We start from the raw sequence: 18123 nt of genomic DNA on the forward strand, positions 1-18123 counted from the left end.
TGGAAGGTGGCAGGACCTACTGGGACGGATATGTTCAGAATCCGCAGCATACTCCGCTTCGAGTGATTTATTCTCGCAGCTGATTTTGCGGAGGTGGTCATGAATCTAGATCAGCAGGATGAAGTGTCCGTCCTTCAGCTAATCAACGCTATCTGTTCGCGGAGCCCCCGACAGGTTCCTGAAGATGCCCTAACCGACTTCGCAAAGCAGGTCTGGTATGGAGAGCTGGATCTGGTTCCTCTGCTTAGGGAGCACCTGGTGCGGTCGGGCATGGCCGACGAGCAAAGTCGATGTCTGCTCTACGTTGTCGATCGACTGACCTGTTACCCCTGCATGCTACGTTCGAAGGCCGCTCAGCTCAGGGAGGCTTTGGGAGAATGGGCTGAGCTGAAGCCCGCCCAACCAACCCCTTATGCTGTCGAACTCGCCGCTCGGCACATGCTTGATAAGAAGGCCTTCGAGTGGGGCCTAGAAGAGGACATCACACCGCAGATGAAATCAGTGCTGCAGTACCAGACTCGTCATTACGCGGCATCTCTGGGGAGGGTGACTGGATATTCTGAGTCATAAGTTCCTCACCCAATCTTTTTCTATTGCCTATTACGACGTTCTGACCCTATGTGTGGTCATGGTTCCGGCTATGAGGCAGGAGGGGTACCTGCCCGTATGAGTAGCCAAATAGGCACTGCTTTCATACACGGAAGCGTGCACGATTGTCGTCCATCCCTTCGCCTCAAGCTGGCGCCACAGGAGCTTCTGGATTTTCTTCTTCGTCTCCTGCTGGTACATCCGCAAGAACGAAGCGAGTGTCTAAGCCTGGATAAGTGGTGTTTACGTCATCAAGTATGCAGTTCACCAGATGCAATGCGTCGTCTGTTGTGGGCTCCAACATGCGATGGAAAGGGAGTGGGATGCGATGGAAGCGATGCAGAGGATTCAGGCAGTGAGTGAAGTTGGTGTCCCGCATTGCTCCCCATTGGCCGTGGACAAATCCGGAGGCCCAGCCGTAGTAGCGGTCATAGTCCTCTTTCGTGCCCGACTCCTCCGCCAGCCGTCGAAGGTCTTTCCCGCACCAGTGGCCCAGGTCAATTTCCACGTATTCCTGGAAATAGTCTTCGTTCGCCAGCGCCTCGAGCGTTGCTTGGGTAACGAACCGAGGCTTTTGGCCCGACATTTCCTCGTGCTTCAGCAGTGCCAACTTGGCCTGGCCGGCACCGTATGAGCGAAACTTTTTCCACATCTCGTCGGTGCCGTTTTGAACGAGGTAGGCCAGGGATATCCGGCATTCTGTGAGCGAGCGGAGCAGTAATCGGCCAGTGATCGCGGAACTCAGTGGTCCCATGCTCATCTCGGCTAGGCAGGCCAGTGCGTAGAACCCGAAGCCGAACACGCCGTCGTGTTTGGGATTTAGACCAGTGGTGCTAAGAGATTTATACCAGTGCTCGAGTAGAGCCTCTCGGACTACAATGAGATGCTTTTGAATGTCCTCTGGATGGGACTCGCCCTCTCTTGAGTCGAGTGGGGCAGCCACGCAGGTGGTGTGCTGCAGAACGTACTCCCAAAATAGATTCGGCCATGGATGGAGAACCGCGTCGGCAAAGGTCATTTCCATCGCGCGGATGGACGGCCTAACCGATCGCATATCCCCTCTGTAGGGGTAATCCGTGAACTCGTACCACTCTTCCTCTGGCATGTGGATTTCGCCCAGCGCCATTCTGAAAAGTATGCTGACCCAACGGACGTCCGTGGCTTCCTGCGATTGATGTTCGAATGTGGTTTGCACGGCTTTCCCGAGGGTTTGCCAATCGTTTTCGTTAGGCTCAACTGCTAAGGCAGCTTTCCACCACTGATGTGCTGGTAGGCCTTCAAGCAGGAGTAACGGGCGCAGTGCCTGTATACCCGTATGGGACTGACGCACGACGGCAACAATTTCTTCTACGAACTCTCGGGGTTGGTTTTGGAGATCGGAGTGCCTGAGTGTCCACCTGCTGCCGTTCTCCTCTGGTGGCCTTCGGTAGCGCACGCCAATTGAGGCGATCTTCCGGAACAGCTCCAAAGCCGTTTCTCGAGGGACGACAGTGATGATGAGACAAGCCCAGAGCATTTCTGGTAGTCGGTCGTTAGACCATGAAGCGAAGCTGATGCCCGGTATTTGCATGAATGGAGGCACCAGCGCCTTGCCTACCCTTTTATGCCCGGAAAGCGGCGTTGTGTTTCGACCGCTATGATGCGTTTTTTTCTTCTTCTTCGACATGCGCTTTCCTCGTCCTATGATCTGCAGTCGTTGGGTTCATCAATAGGTGCGCTGACAGTCCGCACGAGGCCGGGGCTTGATGAATCGCGCGACTCACCCTTGTCGGTATCGTCGTTCCAATGGTGCATTTGAGGTTTTCCCTTTTTCTGCCATACAAAGCCTTCGGAGCGGCGCCAGGATGCGTGCCAATTACCACCTCCGGGCCAAGCACCTCGTTCGGCTACAAACACCCAGACGCAGGAGAGGCCGTCCTCTTTGAGGAAGGCGTCGAAAAGTTTTTCATCGATGAATGCGTGCGAACCATCATCTCGGCTTTTGCCGCTCACGAAGCAAGGCGTGCCTGTGCTGTCCAAATAGACGTTGGGATTGTCAGCATCGACTTTGAGGCCAAGCCGGTGAGCTAGCCAAGGGGCCGGCAGCAACGCTTCAGCTCCATCAGGCAGGGATGCGTCACAGTGCGACTCCCAGTAATACCGATAGCAGGGATAGGCGATCTCAACCTCGCCGATGTCGCGGAACTCCATCAGCGACCACTGCTCCTGATCCCACATAGAACGCCACGGCGCCTCGAGTAAGAAAGCGGAGCCGGTGGAGCCCCGAGTTGACCAGTCATTGACCTCAATGTCGTGCTTGGCAAGCATGTATTCGATGAGTCTTTTCTCATCTTTCTGTCTCACGATTATTGGCAGAAGGAACCGCCACTCCTGTTTTCTGAGTCCGTGCTCACGTTTAGCTTTGTCCTTGTAGTATTCGGATACAGAACAATGCTCATTGAGAACAACCCATCTGCGTCCTTCGGAATCCACCCTGGCTGTGAGATTCTTCATGTTCACAGAAGGGTCTTCCTCGAACGGCCATTTGCTCAGCTCGGCTTCAGATGTATCCCTCATGGAGATTTCATGCTTGGGGATTGAGAGCTTTGGAGCGGGCCGAGCCTCGTCCGGAAGCAAAATGGTGGGATCGATGTCTCGATGAAACCCTATATCTAGCGGGCCTGAATACTGACGAGATCCATGGTAGGCCGTCTCAGACATCCAATTGTTGTCTGCAAGGCTGCACAGAAGCTCGTCGAGAGCTAGCCACTGGTACTTCTTGCCTATTCGCTCACCAGCGGGGCGCTCGCGGCCATGTTGATGCCGGAAGCTTTGGTCATGAGGGAAACGCTCGGCTGTCCAACCATAACCATAAGCCCGTTTCGCGACCCAGAACTGAGCAGCTTTGACGTCTACGTGTGGCTGTCTGTCGTGTCGACCCGTTGAGGCGTCAAAGCGCGGCTTGTATTCCTTGGTGTATCTCCGATTCTCAGCCGGGTTCAGCAGTAAGAGAAGTAGAGCTTCGGACCGCTTGAATAATGTCTTATTTTCTTCAGATTCTTCAGTGTCTTCATGTCCTAGGAGCATCTTGAATGGATTTTCCCTGAAGGAGTGCATCATACGGAGAATCTCGGATCTCTCCTGGCAGTGATTGATCACCTCTTCTTCAAAACGCTCATACAACTCATCCGCCGAAAGCGGTTCAGGCTTCCTCAGCGAAATGTTCAGGAATGAACCGATCCGAGGTTGAATCTCATAGTTGGCGAAATCCCCAATCCATCCAGTACAGGAGCGACTGATTTGTGAATCACCAGCCTTTTCGACGACTTTTTTGAGAGATTCTTCCGTGACAGTGAGTCGAATTGGTTTCGTCCGGTAGGGCGGACGGGCATGCTGGATGTCGATGCTATCAGGTAGGCACTCGTGGAATTTGGCAAGCTCGATAATTCCAAGTGCTGAGTCTCTAAGATGTATTGACAGGGGCACCTCATCACGATCAAACACGGATCGGTAGGCAACCTCTGCGAACATCGGCAATCGTTCTTTGCTTGGGTCTATACAGCAGGCACCGTAAGCGGCGGTGTGCAGGCGCTCAACGATGTAAAGGTCATCAACGGTCTGGAAGGCCTCACTCAGTTCTTTGTAGAGGCTCAGGTTGTGACGTAGCAACGAGGTGAGTGCCTTCGTTGCTTTGTCCCGAAGCTCCCTACATGTGCTAGAGGTGAACCAGGTCAGGGTAATAGCACAGAGATACTGAATCTCGGGGGCCGCATCCTCACTTTGTTCAAGTGCGCTCCAATCAATCAAGCGTCGGGAGATACTTCCCTCGTCGAGAGAGAGATCGTTGATCTGGCGAGTCCAGAATGAATCGCGCTCAGCCATCTTCATGCAGAGCAGCTTTTTATGAATGAACAGTGCGTTAAAAGGGTGGTCGGGGATGGTGCTGAGTTGAATAATGACGTCGAAGTAATTGTTGAAATGGTTCTGGAGTGCTTCGTATATTACGAAGGTTCGCTCCGTGAAAGCACTACTGTTGCGCCACTTTAGGCTCTCAATAAAAGATTCGCGAACTTCATAATCGTTTGCCCAGGTATTGATGTCGCCAGGCAATAAATCTAGTAGTTCTCTGTTAAAACGCTCAGGCAGCTGTATAGAAAGAGCTTCAACCAGGCCAGTCCACTCCCAATCGAGTTGCTCGCCATCATGAATAAAGCTGAGACAGCCATTCTCAAGGGCTCTTGACGGGTCTTGAACCTCTTTGAGTAGGGCGTCAGCCATCAGATGATCCTGCAACCTCTGAAAGCTGAATCGGATGATGTCTTCTGGGTAATCAAATAGGTTGCCATTGTCACTTTTTTGGCCTGGGTCTACCCTGAACAGTCCATTGCGCTGAAGCACTTCAAGCCAGTTTGTGCCTGCTGGCGCAGGATGACCCTCAAATCTCTGCCCTACGATTTGTATGGATTGGCTCTTCGGAACGTAGTCACGGCGTTTGTCCGCCATGTCCAAAGCTATTGCGCCCAGAGCTTGGATAGTAGGCGGTACTAGAGTATCGGTGCCGTCCTGGCCTACCCCTAAATTTCTAGCGATGCTTTTTAGATAGAATATAAATACGTCTCTAGTTCCATTTAGCCCTTGTGGGAATGAAGTTTTTTTGTCTTTTTGAAGGGCGATACATGCACTTCTAAGAAAGAGCGGATTTACAAATTCTTCAGATAGCCAGGGGCTGTTTGGCTGAGATATTCCACGCTTGCTAAGATAAATTCGGGCTGCCCTTGCTTGCTCGCCAGCCGTCTCAAAACCTCGGACTTCAAATGAGGGTAACCTGTCGAGCACCGGCTCTGGGATTATATTCTTCGTGTACTCAGTTCGGCAGCTGATTACCAGTACCAAGTTACGGTACTTTTCAATTTTGGTGATAAACTCTGCCAGCTCACCATTCCAGAGCCTCCGGCCAGCCCCTTCATTTATGGCGTCGACTAATAGTAAGCCTCGTTTACCAGTAGCCTCGCACGCAGCGCTTAGAGTTTTAAGGAAGACGTCAGAGGTGATATCGCCTAGCTCTAGCCTCGACGTGATCTGTTTCCAGAGGTTGCCACTGCTAAGATGCTGCCCCAAGATCAATATTGCCCTTCTTCCCTCCGATACGGCCCGTTGCGCAACACTCCCCAATAGGTGAGATTTGCCCGTTCCCGCTCTGCCGTATAAGAAGATAGTTCGTGATTTTTCTCCGTCAAAATACTGGTTTTCAAGTAACGAGAGCAGAGAGTCGGCTTCACCGCCAATTCTGCCGAGTCTGTATTCTAAGTCGTTCGAATCTTGGTCATGCCCGTTTTTGGGCTTTGCTCTGGTTTCGTCAGCTTCCCACTTGGCAGACCACAACTGTGACAGTTGTTTACTGATTTCAGTGGCGGATTCTGTGCATTCTGCAATAGGCCATGGGCGCCATGGGTCTATTGTTATGTCTAGCGCTAATCTCTCTAGGTTTTTAGCTGCGTCGCGGATGATATTGGTTATGGGGATTGCTTTTTCGCCTAGAGTTTTCTCAACCTTTTCCAGGCTAATCGCGTCACAGAGCTTGGCTATTTGATCCCGGATCTCAGAGGCTATGCCTTTATCATGAAGCGCTACTCTGAATAGCTTTTCGATTCGTACTTCTACGTGATCCTCGGGATGATAGCGCTCTTCCAAAGACTTAACTGACAGCTCAATCTTTTCTCTGAACCAACATTCCGAAAGCTCAACATCGCCAAACCAAAAATTACGAAGCCCTTCAGCGTTCGGTCGTATCAGCCGCTCAGTGATGGTGGAGGCTGTCCAGGGAACAAATTCTACTTGTTTCCCCGCAGGAACAAGGCCTTCCCACTTAGCCTTGTGCGTTGCCCAGTGCTCCCATCCGGTCATGCCTCCACCTTTTCGACCTGTCTTATCAGTAAGGTCGCATGGAATGGCAATAACATACTTTGTCAGAGAAGGATGAGTCGCGAGAGCTTGTTTAACTGACTCGTCAATATTGGCCCAATCAATCTCGCTGGACTTTAAATAGTATTTCGCCTGGTAGCCGATTTCGCTTGTGTCTTTGAGCAACCAGTAGGCCTCGATCCCGCCGTCTCCCCCTGCACCTTCAATTCGCCTGAATTCGGCGTCAGCGGCTGGCCGGTCAAGGTGAGCCAGCTGGCAAATGAGTTCTTCGAAAGCGAGGCGCTGTCCTGATTCCATGCCCCTGATGCGTGAGTAATCCATGCGGGTATCCGTAGCAAAAACTGATTGATGGCACCTTGCCCTATTCGAGTGTAACCGTTTGGGCAGGTATCGACATGCTGGGTTGGCACTGCTGGAGTACGATGTGTTCCACCAGGTTTGGACAACTGCCGAAACGGCACGACCCCAGAATGTCTAGCGCCGCCCGTCTCAGTCTTACTCGACTAGGTAGTCATATGCCTGCCTGGTTACTAAGGGTGCGGGGGGAGTCGTGCAATGAGAAAGTCTACAGGCCATGAGTAGACACCATGATGGCAAAACAGTAGCTTGCTGGGCAGGCGTATCGAAAAACTCTCGTGGAAGGCGCCGTACAGGACAAGGCGATAGGCCTAGAGACAGGAGGTTGAATGTTTGAGCCCATAGAAGCACTGGATATCTACAACAAAAACGTTAATATCCTGATCGGCTCGGGTGCGTCGGCGGATCTGTTTCCCACCCTGGGGTTGCAGATTCGTGATGCGCAAGGCAACTGGGAGACGATTGAAACCCTGTCGACCAAGTACGCACTTCGCCCCGAGAAAAACGCGGCGCTGTTCATGCACTACTACAACACGTGCATCCACCCGGTACAGACTTTTACTCCGGACGCGATTACCACGCCTGAGGGGCTGGAGAATCTTCAACACTACGAAGTGCTTTTGCATACGTTATTGGGGTTCCTAGACCGAAGAAAGGATGCCAATCGCAAAATCAACATCTTCACCACCAATTATGATGGCTGCCTGACGCACGCGGCTGATCGCTTGCTGGTGAAAGGGGTGCACGAATTTGTTGTGAACGATGGGACGTCAGGGTTTTACAAGAAGCATTTGCACGCTAGGAATTTCAACACTTTTCAATGCCAGACCGGGGTGTTCGAGCGTGCTGCCTACGGCGTCCCGCAGTTGAACATCATTCACCTGCATGGCTCGGTCTACTGGGCGAAGAGTGGTGACAAGATTGAGGTGAACTACACGAATGATTTCAAAAAAATGCTCACCCCGCATGTTGAAAATAAGATTTCAGAGTTTTCAAAGTACTTAGTTACCAAAGGGGGTGTCACTGACGAGGTTCCGTTGGTGAAGCTTACACCTAATCAGATGGAAAAATTCTGGTACGAATATAACAAGCTGCCCATCGTTAACCCTACCAAATGGAAGTTTCACGAGACGGTTTTTGAAGAGCACTACTATCAAATGCTCAGGCTGCTAAGCTACGAGCTGGAGCGACCTAACTCGATCCTGATCACTTTCGGATTCTCCTTTGCGGACGAGCACATCCTCAAGCTTGTCCAGCGCTCGCTGTCAAACCCCAAACTCCAGACGTTTGTTTGTGCCTATAGCCAAGGGGGCGCGCGGAAAATGCGCGACGAATTTGGCGCCTGGAGAAACGTGAAGGTCATTGGCCCGCCCGAAGGGGCGAACCTGAATTTTGCCCATTTCAACAAGCATGTCCTTTCGCTCAGCCCGCAGCCCTACGAGCCTGGGGACGCCCACTGATGGCTATCTCGGTCGGTGAGGTTATCGCGGTCAGCGGCGTCAGGATCACCCTCAGGATATTCGAGGACTCCAACCAGGAGACCCTGTTTCACGATGGGGTGAAGTACCGAGGGGTCTCCATCCGGGAGCACTTGCTGATCCAGCGTGGATTTATCGATATCGTCTGTCTGGTCGAAGGCGAATACCTGGATGAGCGAAAGCTGGACGAAACCGCCGAAAACACCGTGTACGTCAGGAAGGTGGATGTCAGGCCTATCGGTTACGTCGCCAATCATCAGTTCTATGAGGGCGTGAAGTACATGCCGATGATCCGGGACCGCGCCTCCTTGCTCAGTGAGGAAATGGTCGGAAAGATCTACGGTGTGAATGATGGGGCCAGCTTTACCATCGGTGCGATGCTCAAGGAAAACGTCCCCATCAGTCTCCCCTGGACGCGCCTCTTTAACAGCCATCTGGGCATTTTTGGGAACACGGGCAGTGGGAAGTCGAACACCCTAGCCAAGCTCTATACGACGTTGTTTCGGGAAAAGCTTGAGGGGTTAAAGGGCAAGAGTCAGTTTGTCATCATTGATTTCAATGGTGAGTACACGGGTGGCCAGATCCTGGCGACCGCAGATAAAAAGGTGACCATTCTAGATTCCAAGAAGGGTGCGCAGAGATTCACATTGGAAAGCGCTCACTTCTGGGACGCGGAAACCCTCAGCCTGCTGTTCCAGGCCACCACCAACACGCAGGCACCGTTTCTGCGGCGGGTACTATCGGGGCGGGAGAAGTTTAAAGACATTCCGCTCGCGCATTTCTTGGTCAAAACCTTTGAGCGGGTATTTGCTGCCGCAGAGCCTAAACCGGAAGCGCTGGAGCTGACCCGCGAGGTCGCCCGAATTGTCGACTCGGAAGCGCTTCAATACCATTTGGCCGGGGTCAAATACCATGCACAGTATAAGTATTTTAGAGCGCTGGAAGGCCATTACTACGATTCTGATGGGCAGGCATTTGCTGCCTTTTTACAGCCGTTCCTAGCTGAGCATGTGAAGCTGGAGGCGCTGGATCAATTCGATGAGCTACTTTTGCGGTGTTATCTACAGCTCTCCAACGATGTCGTGATGGGCTACGCGCAATACGAGCATATCCAGCCCGTATTGGCCAGGGCGAGATCTTCTCTATCGGGATTGCGTAATGTGCTGCACATCGTCGATGACGCACCGCCACCTGATCTGTTGCATGTCATTTCGCTTAAAAAATGCAAGAACGATGTGAAGAAAATTCTACCGATGCTTATTGCCAAGAATTTTTATGTGAACCACAAGGAAGCGGAAGGGCTGAACAGCCCTCCGACGAAAACCCTGCACCTGATCATTGATGAGGCACATAACATTCTCTCCGAACAATCGACTCGAGAGCATGAAATCTGGAAGGATTATCGGTTGGAGCTGTTTGAGGAAATCATCAAGGAAGGACGAAAATATGGTGTGTACCTGACGCTCTCCAGCCAACGGCCTGCGGACATTTCACCCACTATCGTCTCTCAGATTCACAATTTCTTCATTCATCGTTTGGTCAATGAGCGTGACTTGATGTTGCTCGATAATACGATCAGTACATTGGACACCTCGTCCAAATCGTTGATACCTACCTTAGCCAAAGGATGCTGCGTACTCACTGGAACGGCCTTCGATTTGCCGATGATCCTGAAGGTAGATTCACTGCTGGAAGGACATAGGCCCGCGAGTGATGATGTCAATCTTGACGCGCTTTGGGAAACTCCATAAGTATTAACTGCGGGGGCATAGTGAACAGCCCCTAGTTTCTTCGACACTTATTCATATCAAGCTGAGGCCGATGCTGACGGATTTTATAGCCCAGCCTATTACCGTAAGGGAAATTAGCTTGGTAATTGTATTCAACTCCGTCCTTTTTAGTCATGGCTTCAGTCGACGCGCATGGCGGGTGAGCGGTACATCAGGAGCCTGATCAGCTGTTCTAGTTTCGAGTGGTGCCTCTGCTAGTGAGTGGAATTATAGTTTTTAACAAAGGTACTGAGATGAATTATCTACAAGAAATAAAATATTGGTCTGATGAAAAATGGCGGGATTTTGGTTTAGAGTTTCTTCAGCAGGCTGGATGGGATCGTGATTGGATATCTGATTTTGATGTCTTTAGCGTGGAGGGAAAGAGATTTTTAGTAAGTCTACGGCACAACATTAACGGTGGTGCTGTCGGTACTAGCATCGAAAAGGATATAACTTCGCGTATGCGACGTGCCAATGCAGAGGGGTTTATTGGTTTTTATTCAGGGGAGTTTACGACAAGCCTGCAGGTGCGCCTCAAAACTTTGAATTGTCATGTGGAGTTAATTGGTGGGGTGCAGGTGTCAGTGCTTCTGCCATATTCTAGTTCTAGCTTCATCGATAAGTTTTTTGGTGGTAGGGAGGATGGTTGGAATTGGACTTGGAATTACTATTTGAATAAAGAGAGTGAGGTGGAGTATAAGCCGCTTTTTTGTATGTGTGGGTGCGGCAAGGATATTTTGGAGGGGCCTCGTTCAATAGGGTGGTCGGCGGCTTTTGTTCATCTGTCGAAAGATAAGCTATACTTTATATATGGTGTAAAAGATCACATATTTAAAGTTTGCGAGGATAACACTCCATGTGGCTGGATGGAGGTTAATCAGATATTACACCCCGATCAGTTCAATATCTGGAATGGTCAGCTTAAGGACTATCTGCGTGAAAATCCAAATTTTGATTTGAGCGAATACCACGGTCATAAACGAATTTTTGTATCAAGAATTTTACAGCGCATGCGATCTGTCAATGCTGGCTTCTTTTTTTCGGTTGAGGAGTTTTGATGCATATCTTCGATCAGCTTAGTTTCCACCAATGGGAATATTTTGCGAGCTATTATTTAGCCAGTCAAGGTTACACAGTACTAGAGCCTCCATCAGTCGGGCCAGATCAAGGGAAGGATTTGATTGCTCAATTAGACGATGTAACCTATCTAGTTAGTTGCAAGCATTTTTCTAGAGCTCAGCGCCCTGTTTATGCTGGAGATGAGTGCTCGGTTCTAGATAGGTTGATACAGCATGGAGCTCAGAAGTTTATTGGGTTTTATTCAACGTCTGGAAGCGTGTCTCTTTCTGAAAGCTTAGAGGCGGATGAGGTTGATTATGTGATTTTTGATGGGCTGTCTATTTTCGAAAATATGATGGATGTGTCTTTTTCTGTTCATCAAAGTTTGTTTCGAGAGATAGGGTTTGTCAGGGCTAAAACTTTCGGTCAGGAATACCGCCCATTGTTATGTCAGTGCGGCTGTGGCAATGATGTTCTAGGTAGTGCGTTAGAGTCTAGTGTTTATTTAACACTCCAAGAAGAAGGGGTGAGTGTTGAATGGCGTCTCGATAGGCATATTGATCGTTCTCATAAATTTATTTTGGCTGAAGCGAATGTGGAGAGCTGTTTTTCGCTCATTGGATTAAATAAGGTTATAGATGAGCATGAGCGAATTTTGGAGAGCGCCTCTGAAGCTTCTCCGTCATTTGATGAGCGGTACACTACATTTCTTGAGGTTGTTCATCAAATGATCTATCCGGTCGACTGATCTTCTGATCTGCGGTGTATGTTCTTCTGCAAGACTTGTTAGTAGAGTGCTCGGAGTGTCGGCAATCTAGGTGATCAACGAAGTGTCGTGATGAGCACGTGGGTACCCGTTGTTGAATAAACAAAATGTAAACAACTCGCCCGTCGCCTGGATTTTGTTTACACTTTCCCTGATTGGAGATCTTTATGCGTACCCAATACCCTGATTTGAGGTTTACGCTATCAACGTGCATAGAACCGTTCATGGATCCCTACCGGTTCAGCTGGAACCTGCAATGACAGCGATGACCACCGGTTGGAGGGCGGTAACGTGTTGATTTGGCTTCGTTTTGCCTGGCAGATTGATCAAATTTGATCAACCAGTAGGAACGTGTTAGTATTGATCTCAAGAATAGCCCCCACGCCTCGGGCGGGACTTGTCCCGTACTGCGCACCAGGGGGTTAGTTATTTCTGGCCCCATGCCCCCGCAGGATGCTTTGGCATGCCGCAAGCACCCCTCTATTTCCTCAAGCCTGCGAAGCCACCCAACGCTCTGCTGCGCCACCTGAGACTCAAAGGCTTAGGCACCCGCGGACAGCGAGACAAAGCGTTGCACGCCCTAGAGTTCATCGGCTATCACCGCCTGCTGATCTACATGCGGCCGCTGCAGGACCCTCAAAAGCGGTTCTTTGCCACCGTCCAGTTCGACGACATCCTACAGCTTTATGACTTCGATCGCCGGCTACGCCTCGTGTTCTTGGATGCGATTGATCGCATTGAGGTCGCGTTCCGTGCAGCGATCATCAACACCTTGGCTCTGGACAAGACCTGCGGTAGTCATTTCTACATGGACGCCATCCACTTCAAGGATTGCAAAGCTCATCGCGACGTCATGAAACAGGTGCTGGGCCTTCCGGAAAAAAATGCGGCCATCAAGCATTACTACGATAACTACAACACGCCGGCCCTGCCGCCTGTGTGGACGGTTCTCGAGGCGATGACCATCGGCCAGCTTTCGCGCCTGTTCAGTGATCTGCACCTGGATCATCGCAAAACTGTAGCGGCCAAATTCGGGTACGACGAGTCCGTGTTGGTGACTTGGCTGAAAAGCCTGACCATCCTGCGAAATGTCTGCGCCCACCATGGCAGGCTGTGGAACGCATCGATCACCGCAGATGCGCCGAAATACGCCAAGGCTATTGCCGGTGAGTTTCCCAGTCACAATGATCGAGGGCGCATTTTTGCCCGAGCAGTCGTCGTCCAGGCTTTGCTCGAAAAAATCGACCCCACCTCCGACTGGAAGGTACGGTTCAAGCAGTTGATGTCGACCCTGCCTACGGTCGGCTTAGGGAAAGCAGGCCGAACCACGGCCGAGCTAGGCCTGGTGGCAGGTTGGGAGATCCGGCCATTCTGGTCCTGACTTAGGAGTGCGCCCGGCTGGGGAGAAGTGTAAACAACAGAGCTTTAAATCTTGGTTGTGTTTACATTTCTTGGGCAGATGACACGTGACTCATCACCAAGGCGTTGATTCGAAAGGAGATCTGAGTTGTTTACGATGTTTTGGTGAGTACAACCGTTCTAATCGGTAACGTCTTCGCTGAAAGCCTCGCGAGCCATGCTCCCGGGGCTTTTTCTTTGCCCTCAACAACTGATCCCAAGCCGCTTGGCGGCAAGGTGCTGCCGCCGACGCTCAGGCGTCCGTCGCGGCGGCGCTGATCACCATCTGCTTGAAGCGCTGCAACACCGCCGAGCCGTCACCGACCCGCGTCGCCAAATGCAATGGCGCCACCAGGCTTTGGCAGTCCGTCAGTTCGCGATAAACAATGCCATCCCCCCTTAACCGCTGCATGGACGCTGGCACGATGGAGACGCCAAGGCCCGCCGCCACCAGGCTCAATGTCGCGGTCATGCGCGGCGCTTCCTGGACCACCTGCGGGCTGAAACCCGCTTCACGGCAGGCCACCAGAATCGCGTCATACAAACCCAGTCCGACGCGACGCCGATAGAGCACGAAGGCTTCAGTGGCCAGTGTCGCCAGGGGCAGGGGAGTTGCGGCGTCGTTTGCCAGCGGGTGGTCGGTAGGCAGCGCCAGCAGCATCGGCTCCACCAGAATGGGCTGGTCCTGCAGCGTTTGACTGCCGCTGAGCGGCGAGCGGATAAACGCTGCGTCGAGTCTTTCATGGGCCAGCGCGTCCAGCAGCTCGCCGGTACCCGCTTCTTCCAGGGCCACCGAGACGCCGACAAACGTTTCGCGAAACACGCGCAAAACGCTCGGCACGAACGGGTGCAATGCCGCCGAACTGGTAAAACCGATAGCCAACCGACCACGCTCACCGCGGGCGGCGCGCCGCACGATATCGGCGATCCCATCGGCACGCGCCAAGACTTCTCGTGCTTCATCCAGCAACGCCAGGCCGGCAGTCGTGGGGCGCACTCCGCGCGGCAAGCGCTCCATCAATGTCACGCCTAACTCGGCCTCAAGGCTTTGCAGCATTCGGGTCAGCGGCGGTTGTTGCATGCCTAAGCGTTGCGCCGCGCGAGTGATATAGCCTTCCTCGGCAATCGCCACGAAGGCTCTGAGTTGGCGAAGCTCCAGCATAGGGATACTTTCAAGGTATGGGAGGTTGCCAATCCTGGCATTTGTTCTCATGGCTCACAAGATTTAGGCTGTGGCCACTCTTGAAAAGAAGGAAAGCCGTGATGACCTGGTCAGCCAAGCAATACACGATGTTTGAACAGCAGCGCACCCGCCCGGTTCGTGACCTGGTCGCGGCCATTCCAGATAGCCCGGTAAAAACCGCGGTCGACCTCGGTTGTGGCCCCGGTAACTCCACCGAGGTGCTGGCCGAGCGTTTCCCTCAGGCGCACGTCACCGGCATGGACAGTTCCGGCGACATGCTGATCGATGCACGCAAACGCCTGCCGGCGCTGAACTTCGAATTGGCCGACATCGGCACCTGGGTACCGGAGCAGCCATGTGATGTGATTCTGGCCAACGCTTCGCTGCAATGGCTGCCGGACCACGCCACGCTGTATCCGCACTTGGTCAACCAGCTGACGCCCGGCGGCACGCTGGCCGTGCAGACCCCCGACAACCTGGACGAGCCTGCCCACCGCTTGGCGCGCGAAGTTGCTGCCCAGGGCCCATGGGCGGCGAAGATCGGTTCGGTCAAACACAATGAACGGCACGCGGCGAGCTATTACTACGAGCTGTTGAGCAAGCACTGCAGCACTGTCGATGTGTGGCGCACCACCTACCTGCACCCACTGGCGGATCACGCCGCTGTGGTGGAATGGTTCAAGGGGTCGGCATTACGGCCCTTTCTTGCACCGTTGACCGAGCGCGAAAAAGTCGCCTTTCTGCATGAATATCAGGCGCGGATTGCCCAAGCATATCCAGCACTGGGCGATGGCACTGTGTTGCTGCCGTTCCCTCGCCTTTTCATCATCGCGACTCGTTAAGGCTCGGTACACAAGTGGCGGTCATGCTGCCGCCGCTTGTGCCTTCAAGTACTCATCCGTCGACACCACGTCTGCGTAGGCAAAAGCCAGTGAAGCCATATAGGCCCCATGCACCTGGGCTGCCGGAATCACTTGCCCGTTAAATTCCAGGTCCCGTGTCGCACACGCGTCATGCAGCAGCGTGACCTTGTAGCCCAGGTCCGCCGCAGCCCGCACCACAGCGTCGATGCACATATGGCTCATGTTGCCCGCCACAACCACTTCGGTGATGGCCCGTTGCTCCAGCAATGCCCGCAGATCTGTCCCGCGAAACGCATTCACAAAGTGCTTGAGAACCACCGGTTCATTCGCCTCGTTCACGGCCTTGGCATGCAGGTGCGCGCCCTCGGAACCCGGTGTGAAAAAGGGTGCGTCCTCGGAGGTGAACTCATGGCGCACGTGTATCACCGCGTCGCCCGCCTGGCGAAAGGCCTGCAGCACCTGCACTGCGTTGTCTGCCGCCGCGTCCACGCCGTCGAGCGGCCACTTGCCCGCAGGGAAGTAGTCGTTCTGAATGTCGATGAGGATGAGCGCTTGCTTGGCCATGGGTGATGTCTCGTTGCAGAGGAATGGGCCCGGTATCTTAGCTGGCGCCAGCCGCAGCGGCTGAGGGAATCGTGCAGAACGCCGCCTGTTCAACCGCCTGTCGTGCAGAATAAGACAGGCCAACTGCCATCGCTTTTTAAGCAACTGATTGATTTAAAGACGCTCTTTCCGGAAACCGCTTTGGCCTGATCCCTGCAACCATTGGTGTACACACATGGCGGGATAGCCAAGGGGGACGCATGACCCCGACTCAACGCAAGAAGCTGGTGGTTGCTCATTCCACGCGAGCGGGCGCGCCGCAGCACGAGGTTGAAACCAACCGCGCGCTGGCGCGGTGGCTGGCACAGATTCTGGGGCTGAAATTCGGCGGCAGTTACGACCCGCAGCAACATGCCGGGCGTGACGTGTATGTGCTGCCAACGCAAACCCTGGTGGGCGCCGCCCAGGCGCGGGCGCTGAAGGTAAAAGGCCCAGAGGATGTATGGGGCGGTTACGTCGACTACGATTTCATCTGCACCAAAGCCATCACCCATGGCCTGCTCAGCCCCGAAGCGAAGGCGCCGGAAGGCTGGTCGCCGGCGTTTGCCGAGCGGGTGCGCCCGGTCGTCCTTGATGGCCTTAGCGTCTTTGCCCTTGAAGATGCATTGCCCGCCGCCACGCGCTTGCTTTACAGCGGGCCGATCCGCCTGAAGCCCGTGCATGCCTGCGCCGGTCGGGAGCAGGAAGTTATCCACAGTCTCGACGAGTTCGAAGCGCTGCTGGCGCGGCCCGACGTGGCAACGCTCTTTACCGAAGGCGTGGTGCTCGAGCAGGACTTGCACGAGGTGATCACCCACAGCGTGGGCCAGAGTTTTATCGGCGGTCACGTCATCAGCTATTGCGGCGAGCAGTACCTCACTGAGGACGGGCAGGGCGAAGCGGTCTACGGCGGCTCCGACTTGCTCGTCGTGCCTGGCTCCTACGCCGACCTGTTGAAGCTCGACCTGCCCAACGATGTGTGCGAGGCCATCGAACAAGCCCAGGTTTTCGACACGGCCGCCGATGAGGCCTACCCTGGTTTCTATGCCTCGCGCCGCAACTACGACATTGCCCAAGGCCTGGACAGTGACGGCCAACGCCGCAGCGGCGTGCTCGAACAATCCTGGCGCATGGGCGGCGCCAGCAGCGCGGAAGTCGCGGCGCTGCAAAGCTTCATCAATAACCCGAGCCTGCGCGCCATCCACGTTTCATCGGTGGAAACCTACGTGGACCAACCGCTGCCGGCGGACGCCATCGAGGTGTACCGCGGCCCTGCAGACAACAGCGACTTTCTTCTCAAGTACGTGACGGTTAAATCTTATGACGGCTAGAAGTGAAAGCATTGCGATCGACATCGACGACGAACAAATGAGCGGGACATTCCTGAGCCCCAAATCCAAAGTGCCAGGCGTGTTGTTTGTGCACGGCTGGGGCGGTAGCCAGGAGCGCGACCTTGAGCGCGCCAAAGGCATTGCCGGCCTGGGCTGCGTATGCCTGACCTTTGATTTGCGCGGCCACGCCGGCACTGGTATTCCATTGTCGCGCGTCACCCGCGAAGACAACCTGCGCGACTTGCTGGCGGCCTACGACCGCTTGCTGTCGCACCCGGCCATCGACACCTCGGCCGTGGCGGTGGTGGGCACCAGTTATGGGGGTTACCTGGCGGCGATCCTCACCTCACTGCGCCCGGTGCGCTGGCTGGCGCTGCGCGTGCCGGCGCTGTACCGCGACCAGGAATGGCTCAAGCCCAAGCGCGACCTGGATAAGGCCGACCTGATGGATTACCGCAGCACGCTGGTACACGCCGAAACCAACCGCGCCCTGCATGCCTGCGCGCAATTCACCGGCGATGTGCTGATCGTCGAGTCGCAGACCGACGATCACGTGCCGCATGCCACCATCATGAGCTACCGCGCGGCGTGCCAGCAGACACATTCGTTGACCCACCGCATCATCGACGGCGCCGATCACTCGTTGAGTGATCCGGTGTCTCAGCAGGCCTACACGTCAATCCTGGTGGACTGGATTACCGAGATGGTGGTGGGTGAGCGGTTGAGCATCATCCAGGCCCGATAAAGCGTTGCCCTTTCAAGCGCCATCGCGGGCAAGCCCGCTCCCACAGTGGAATGCATTCCAAATGTGGGAGCGGGCTTGCCCGCGATGGCGCCGGTCTTGC

The 18123-nt window shown here is 53.8% G+C and carries 13 protein-coding genes; 9 read left to right on the forward strand and 4 right to left on the reverse strand.

The window, feature by feature from the left end; all coding sequences use genetic code 11:
* Positions 1–99 precede the first annotated feature (99 nt).
* Complete coding sequence (locus NTD89_RS17560) at positions 100–570, forward strand: hypothetical protein (RefSeq protein WP_262208793.1); 471 nt, start codon at positions 100–102, stop codon at positions 568–570.
* A gap of 163 nt (positions 571–733) precedes the next feature.
* Here NTD89_RS17560 and NTD89_RS17565 read toward each other — a convergent pair whose 3' ends face one another.
* Together NTD89_RS17565 and NTD89_RS17570 are read right to left on the reverse strand one after the other, a co-directional pair.
* Entirely contained in the window at positions 734–2254 is a 1521-nt protein-coding gene (locus NTD89_RS17565; protein ID WP_262208794.1) for a DUF5677 domain-containing protein, read from the reverse strand.
* 14 nt (positions 2255–2268) lie between these two features.
* Positions 2269–6810, reverse strand: coding sequence for an ATP-binding protein (locus NTD89_RS17570; protein WP_262208795.1), 4542 nt, complete (start codon positions 6808–6810; stop codon positions 2269–2271).
* 365 nt (positions 6811–7175) lie between these two features.
* On the opposite strand from NTD89_RS17570, the gene NTD89_RS17575 reads away from it, so the two are divergent.
* The 5 genes from NTD89_RS17575 to NTD89_RS17595 all read left to right on the forward strand — a co-directional run bounded on the left by NTD89_RS17575 (position 7176) and on the right by NTD89_RS17595 (position 13302).
* Positions 7176–8306, forward strand: coding sequence for an SIR2 family protein (locus NTD89_RS17575; protein WP_262208796.1), 1131 nt, complete (start codon positions 7176–7178; stop codon positions 8304–8306).
* Complete coding sequence (locus NTD89_RS17580) at positions 8306–10075, forward strand: ATP-binding protein (RefSeq protein WP_262208797.1); 1770 nt, start codon at positions 8306–8308, stop codon at positions 10073–10075. The genes NTD89_RS17575 and NTD89_RS17580 overlap by 1 nt, the downstream gene beginning before the upstream one ends.
* A gap of 272 nt (positions 10076–10347) precedes the next feature.
* On the forward strand, positions 10348–11154 hold the full coding sequence (locus tag NTD89_RS17585; RefSeq protein WP_262208799.1) for a hypothetical protein: 807 nt from the start codon (positions 10348–10350) through the stop codon (positions 11152–11154).
* Positions 11154–11903, forward strand: coding sequence for a restriction endonuclease (locus NTD89_RS17590; protein ID WP_262208800.1), 750 nt, complete (start codon positions 11154–11156; stop codon positions 11901–11903). Before NTD89_RS17585 ends, NTD89_RS17590 begins: the two co-directional genes overlap by 1 nt.
* 481 nt (positions 11904–12384) lie before the next feature.
* A complete protein-coding gene (locus tag NTD89_RS17595; protein ID WP_114731470.1) occupies positions 12385–13302 on the forward strand; it encodes an Abi family protein in 918 nt (305 codons plus the stop codon).
* A 270-nt stretch (positions 13303–13572) separates the two neighbouring features.
* On the opposite strand, the gene NTD89_RS17600 is transcribed toward NTD89_RS17595, so the two are convergent.
* A complete protein-coding gene (locus NTD89_RS17600) occupies positions 13573–14481 on the reverse strand; it encodes a LysR family transcriptional regulator (RefSeq protein ID WP_262208802.1) in 909 nt (302 codons plus the stop codon).
* Between the two features lie 101 nt (positions 14482–14582).
* Between NTD89_RS17600 and tam the strand changes: the two genes are divergently transcribed.
* Entirely contained in the window at positions 14583–15344 is a 762-nt protein-coding gene (gene tam / locus NTD89_RS17605) for a trans-aconitate 2-methyltransferase (RefSeq protein ID WP_262208804.1), read from the forward strand.
* Between the two features lie 21 nt (positions 15345–15365).
* Here tam and NTD89_RS17610 read toward each other — a convergent pair whose 3' ends face one another.
* Complete coding sequence (locus NTD89_RS17610; RefSeq protein WP_262208806.1) at positions 15366–15929, reverse strand: cysteine hydrolase family protein; 564 nt, start codon at positions 15927–15929, stop codon at positions 15366–15368.
* Positions 15930–16168: 239 nt separating this feature from the next.
* Between NTD89_RS17610 and NTD89_RS17615 the strand changes: the two genes are divergently transcribed.
* Entirely contained in the window at positions 16169–17278 is a 1110-nt protein-coding gene (locus tag NTD89_RS17615; protein WP_262208808.1) for a DUF3182 family protein, read from the forward strand.
* The gene (locus tag NTD89_RS17620; protein WP_145162677.1) at positions 17268–18023 is read left to right on the forward strand and encodes an alpha/beta hydrolase family protein; all 756 of its coding nucleotides are present in this window, start codon (positions 17268–17270) and stop codon (positions 18021–18023) included. Before NTD89_RS17615 ends, NTD89_RS17620 begins: the two co-directional genes overlap by 11 nt.
* Positions 18024–18123 lie beyond the last annotated feature (100 nt).

The organism is Pseudomonas sp. 14P_5.3_Bac1, from assembly GCF_025466135.1.
In the GTDB taxonomy this organism is placed as follows: Bacteria; Pseudomonadota; Gammaproteobacteria; order Pseudomonadales; family Pseudomonadaceae; genus Aquipseudomonas.

Coding starts and splice junctions, on each gene's coding strand:
- NTD89_RS17560 (WP_262208793.1), top strand. CDS start 100: ATGAATCTAGATCAGCAGGATGAAGTGTCCGTCCTTCAGCTAATCAAC.
- NTD89_RS17565 (WP_262208794.1), bottom strand. CDS start 2,254: ATGTCGAAGAAGAAGAAAAAAACGCATCATAGCGGTCGAAACACAACG.
- NTD89_RS17570 (WP_262208795.1), bottom strand. CDS start 6,810: ATGGATTACTCACGCATCAGGGGCATGGAATCAGGACAGCGCCTCGCT.
- NTD89_RS17575 (WP_262208796.1), top strand. CDS start 7,176: ATGTTTGAGCCCATAGAAGCACTGGATATCTACAACAAAAACGTTAAT.
- NTD89_RS17580 (WP_262208797.1), top strand. CDS start 8,306: ATGGCTATCTCGGTCGGTGAGGTTATCGCGGTCAGCGGCGTCAGGATC.
- NTD89_RS17585 (WP_262208799.1), top strand. CDS start 10,348: ATGAATTATCTACAAGAAATAAAATATTGGTCTGATGAAAAATGGCGG.
- NTD89_RS17590 (WP_262208800.1), top strand. CDS start 11,154: ATGCATATCTTCGATCAGCTTAGTTTCCACCAATGGGAATATTTTGCG.
- NTD89_RS17595 (WP_114731470.1), top strand. CDS start 12,385: ATGCCGCAAGCACCCCTCTATTTCCTCAAGCCTGCGAAGCCACCCAAC.
- NTD89_RS17600 (WP_262208802.1), bottom strand. CDS start 14,481: ATGCTGGAGCTTCGCCAACTCAGAGCCTTCGTGGCGATTGCCGAGGAA.
- tam (WP_262208804.1), top strand. CDS start 14,583: ATGACCTGGTCAGCCAAGCAATACACGATGTTTGAACAGCAGCGCACC.
- NTD89_RS17610 (WP_262208806.1), bottom strand. CDS start 15,929: ATGGCCAAGCAAGCGCTCATCCTCATCGACATTCAGAACGACTACTTC.
- NTD89_RS17615 (WP_262208808.1), top strand. CDS start 16,169: ATGACCCCGACTCAACGCAAGAAGCTGGTGGTTGCTCATTCCACGCGA.
- NTD89_RS17620 (WP_145162677.1), top strand. CDS start 17,268: ATGACGGCTAGAAGTGAAAGCATTGCGATCGACATCGACGACGAACAA.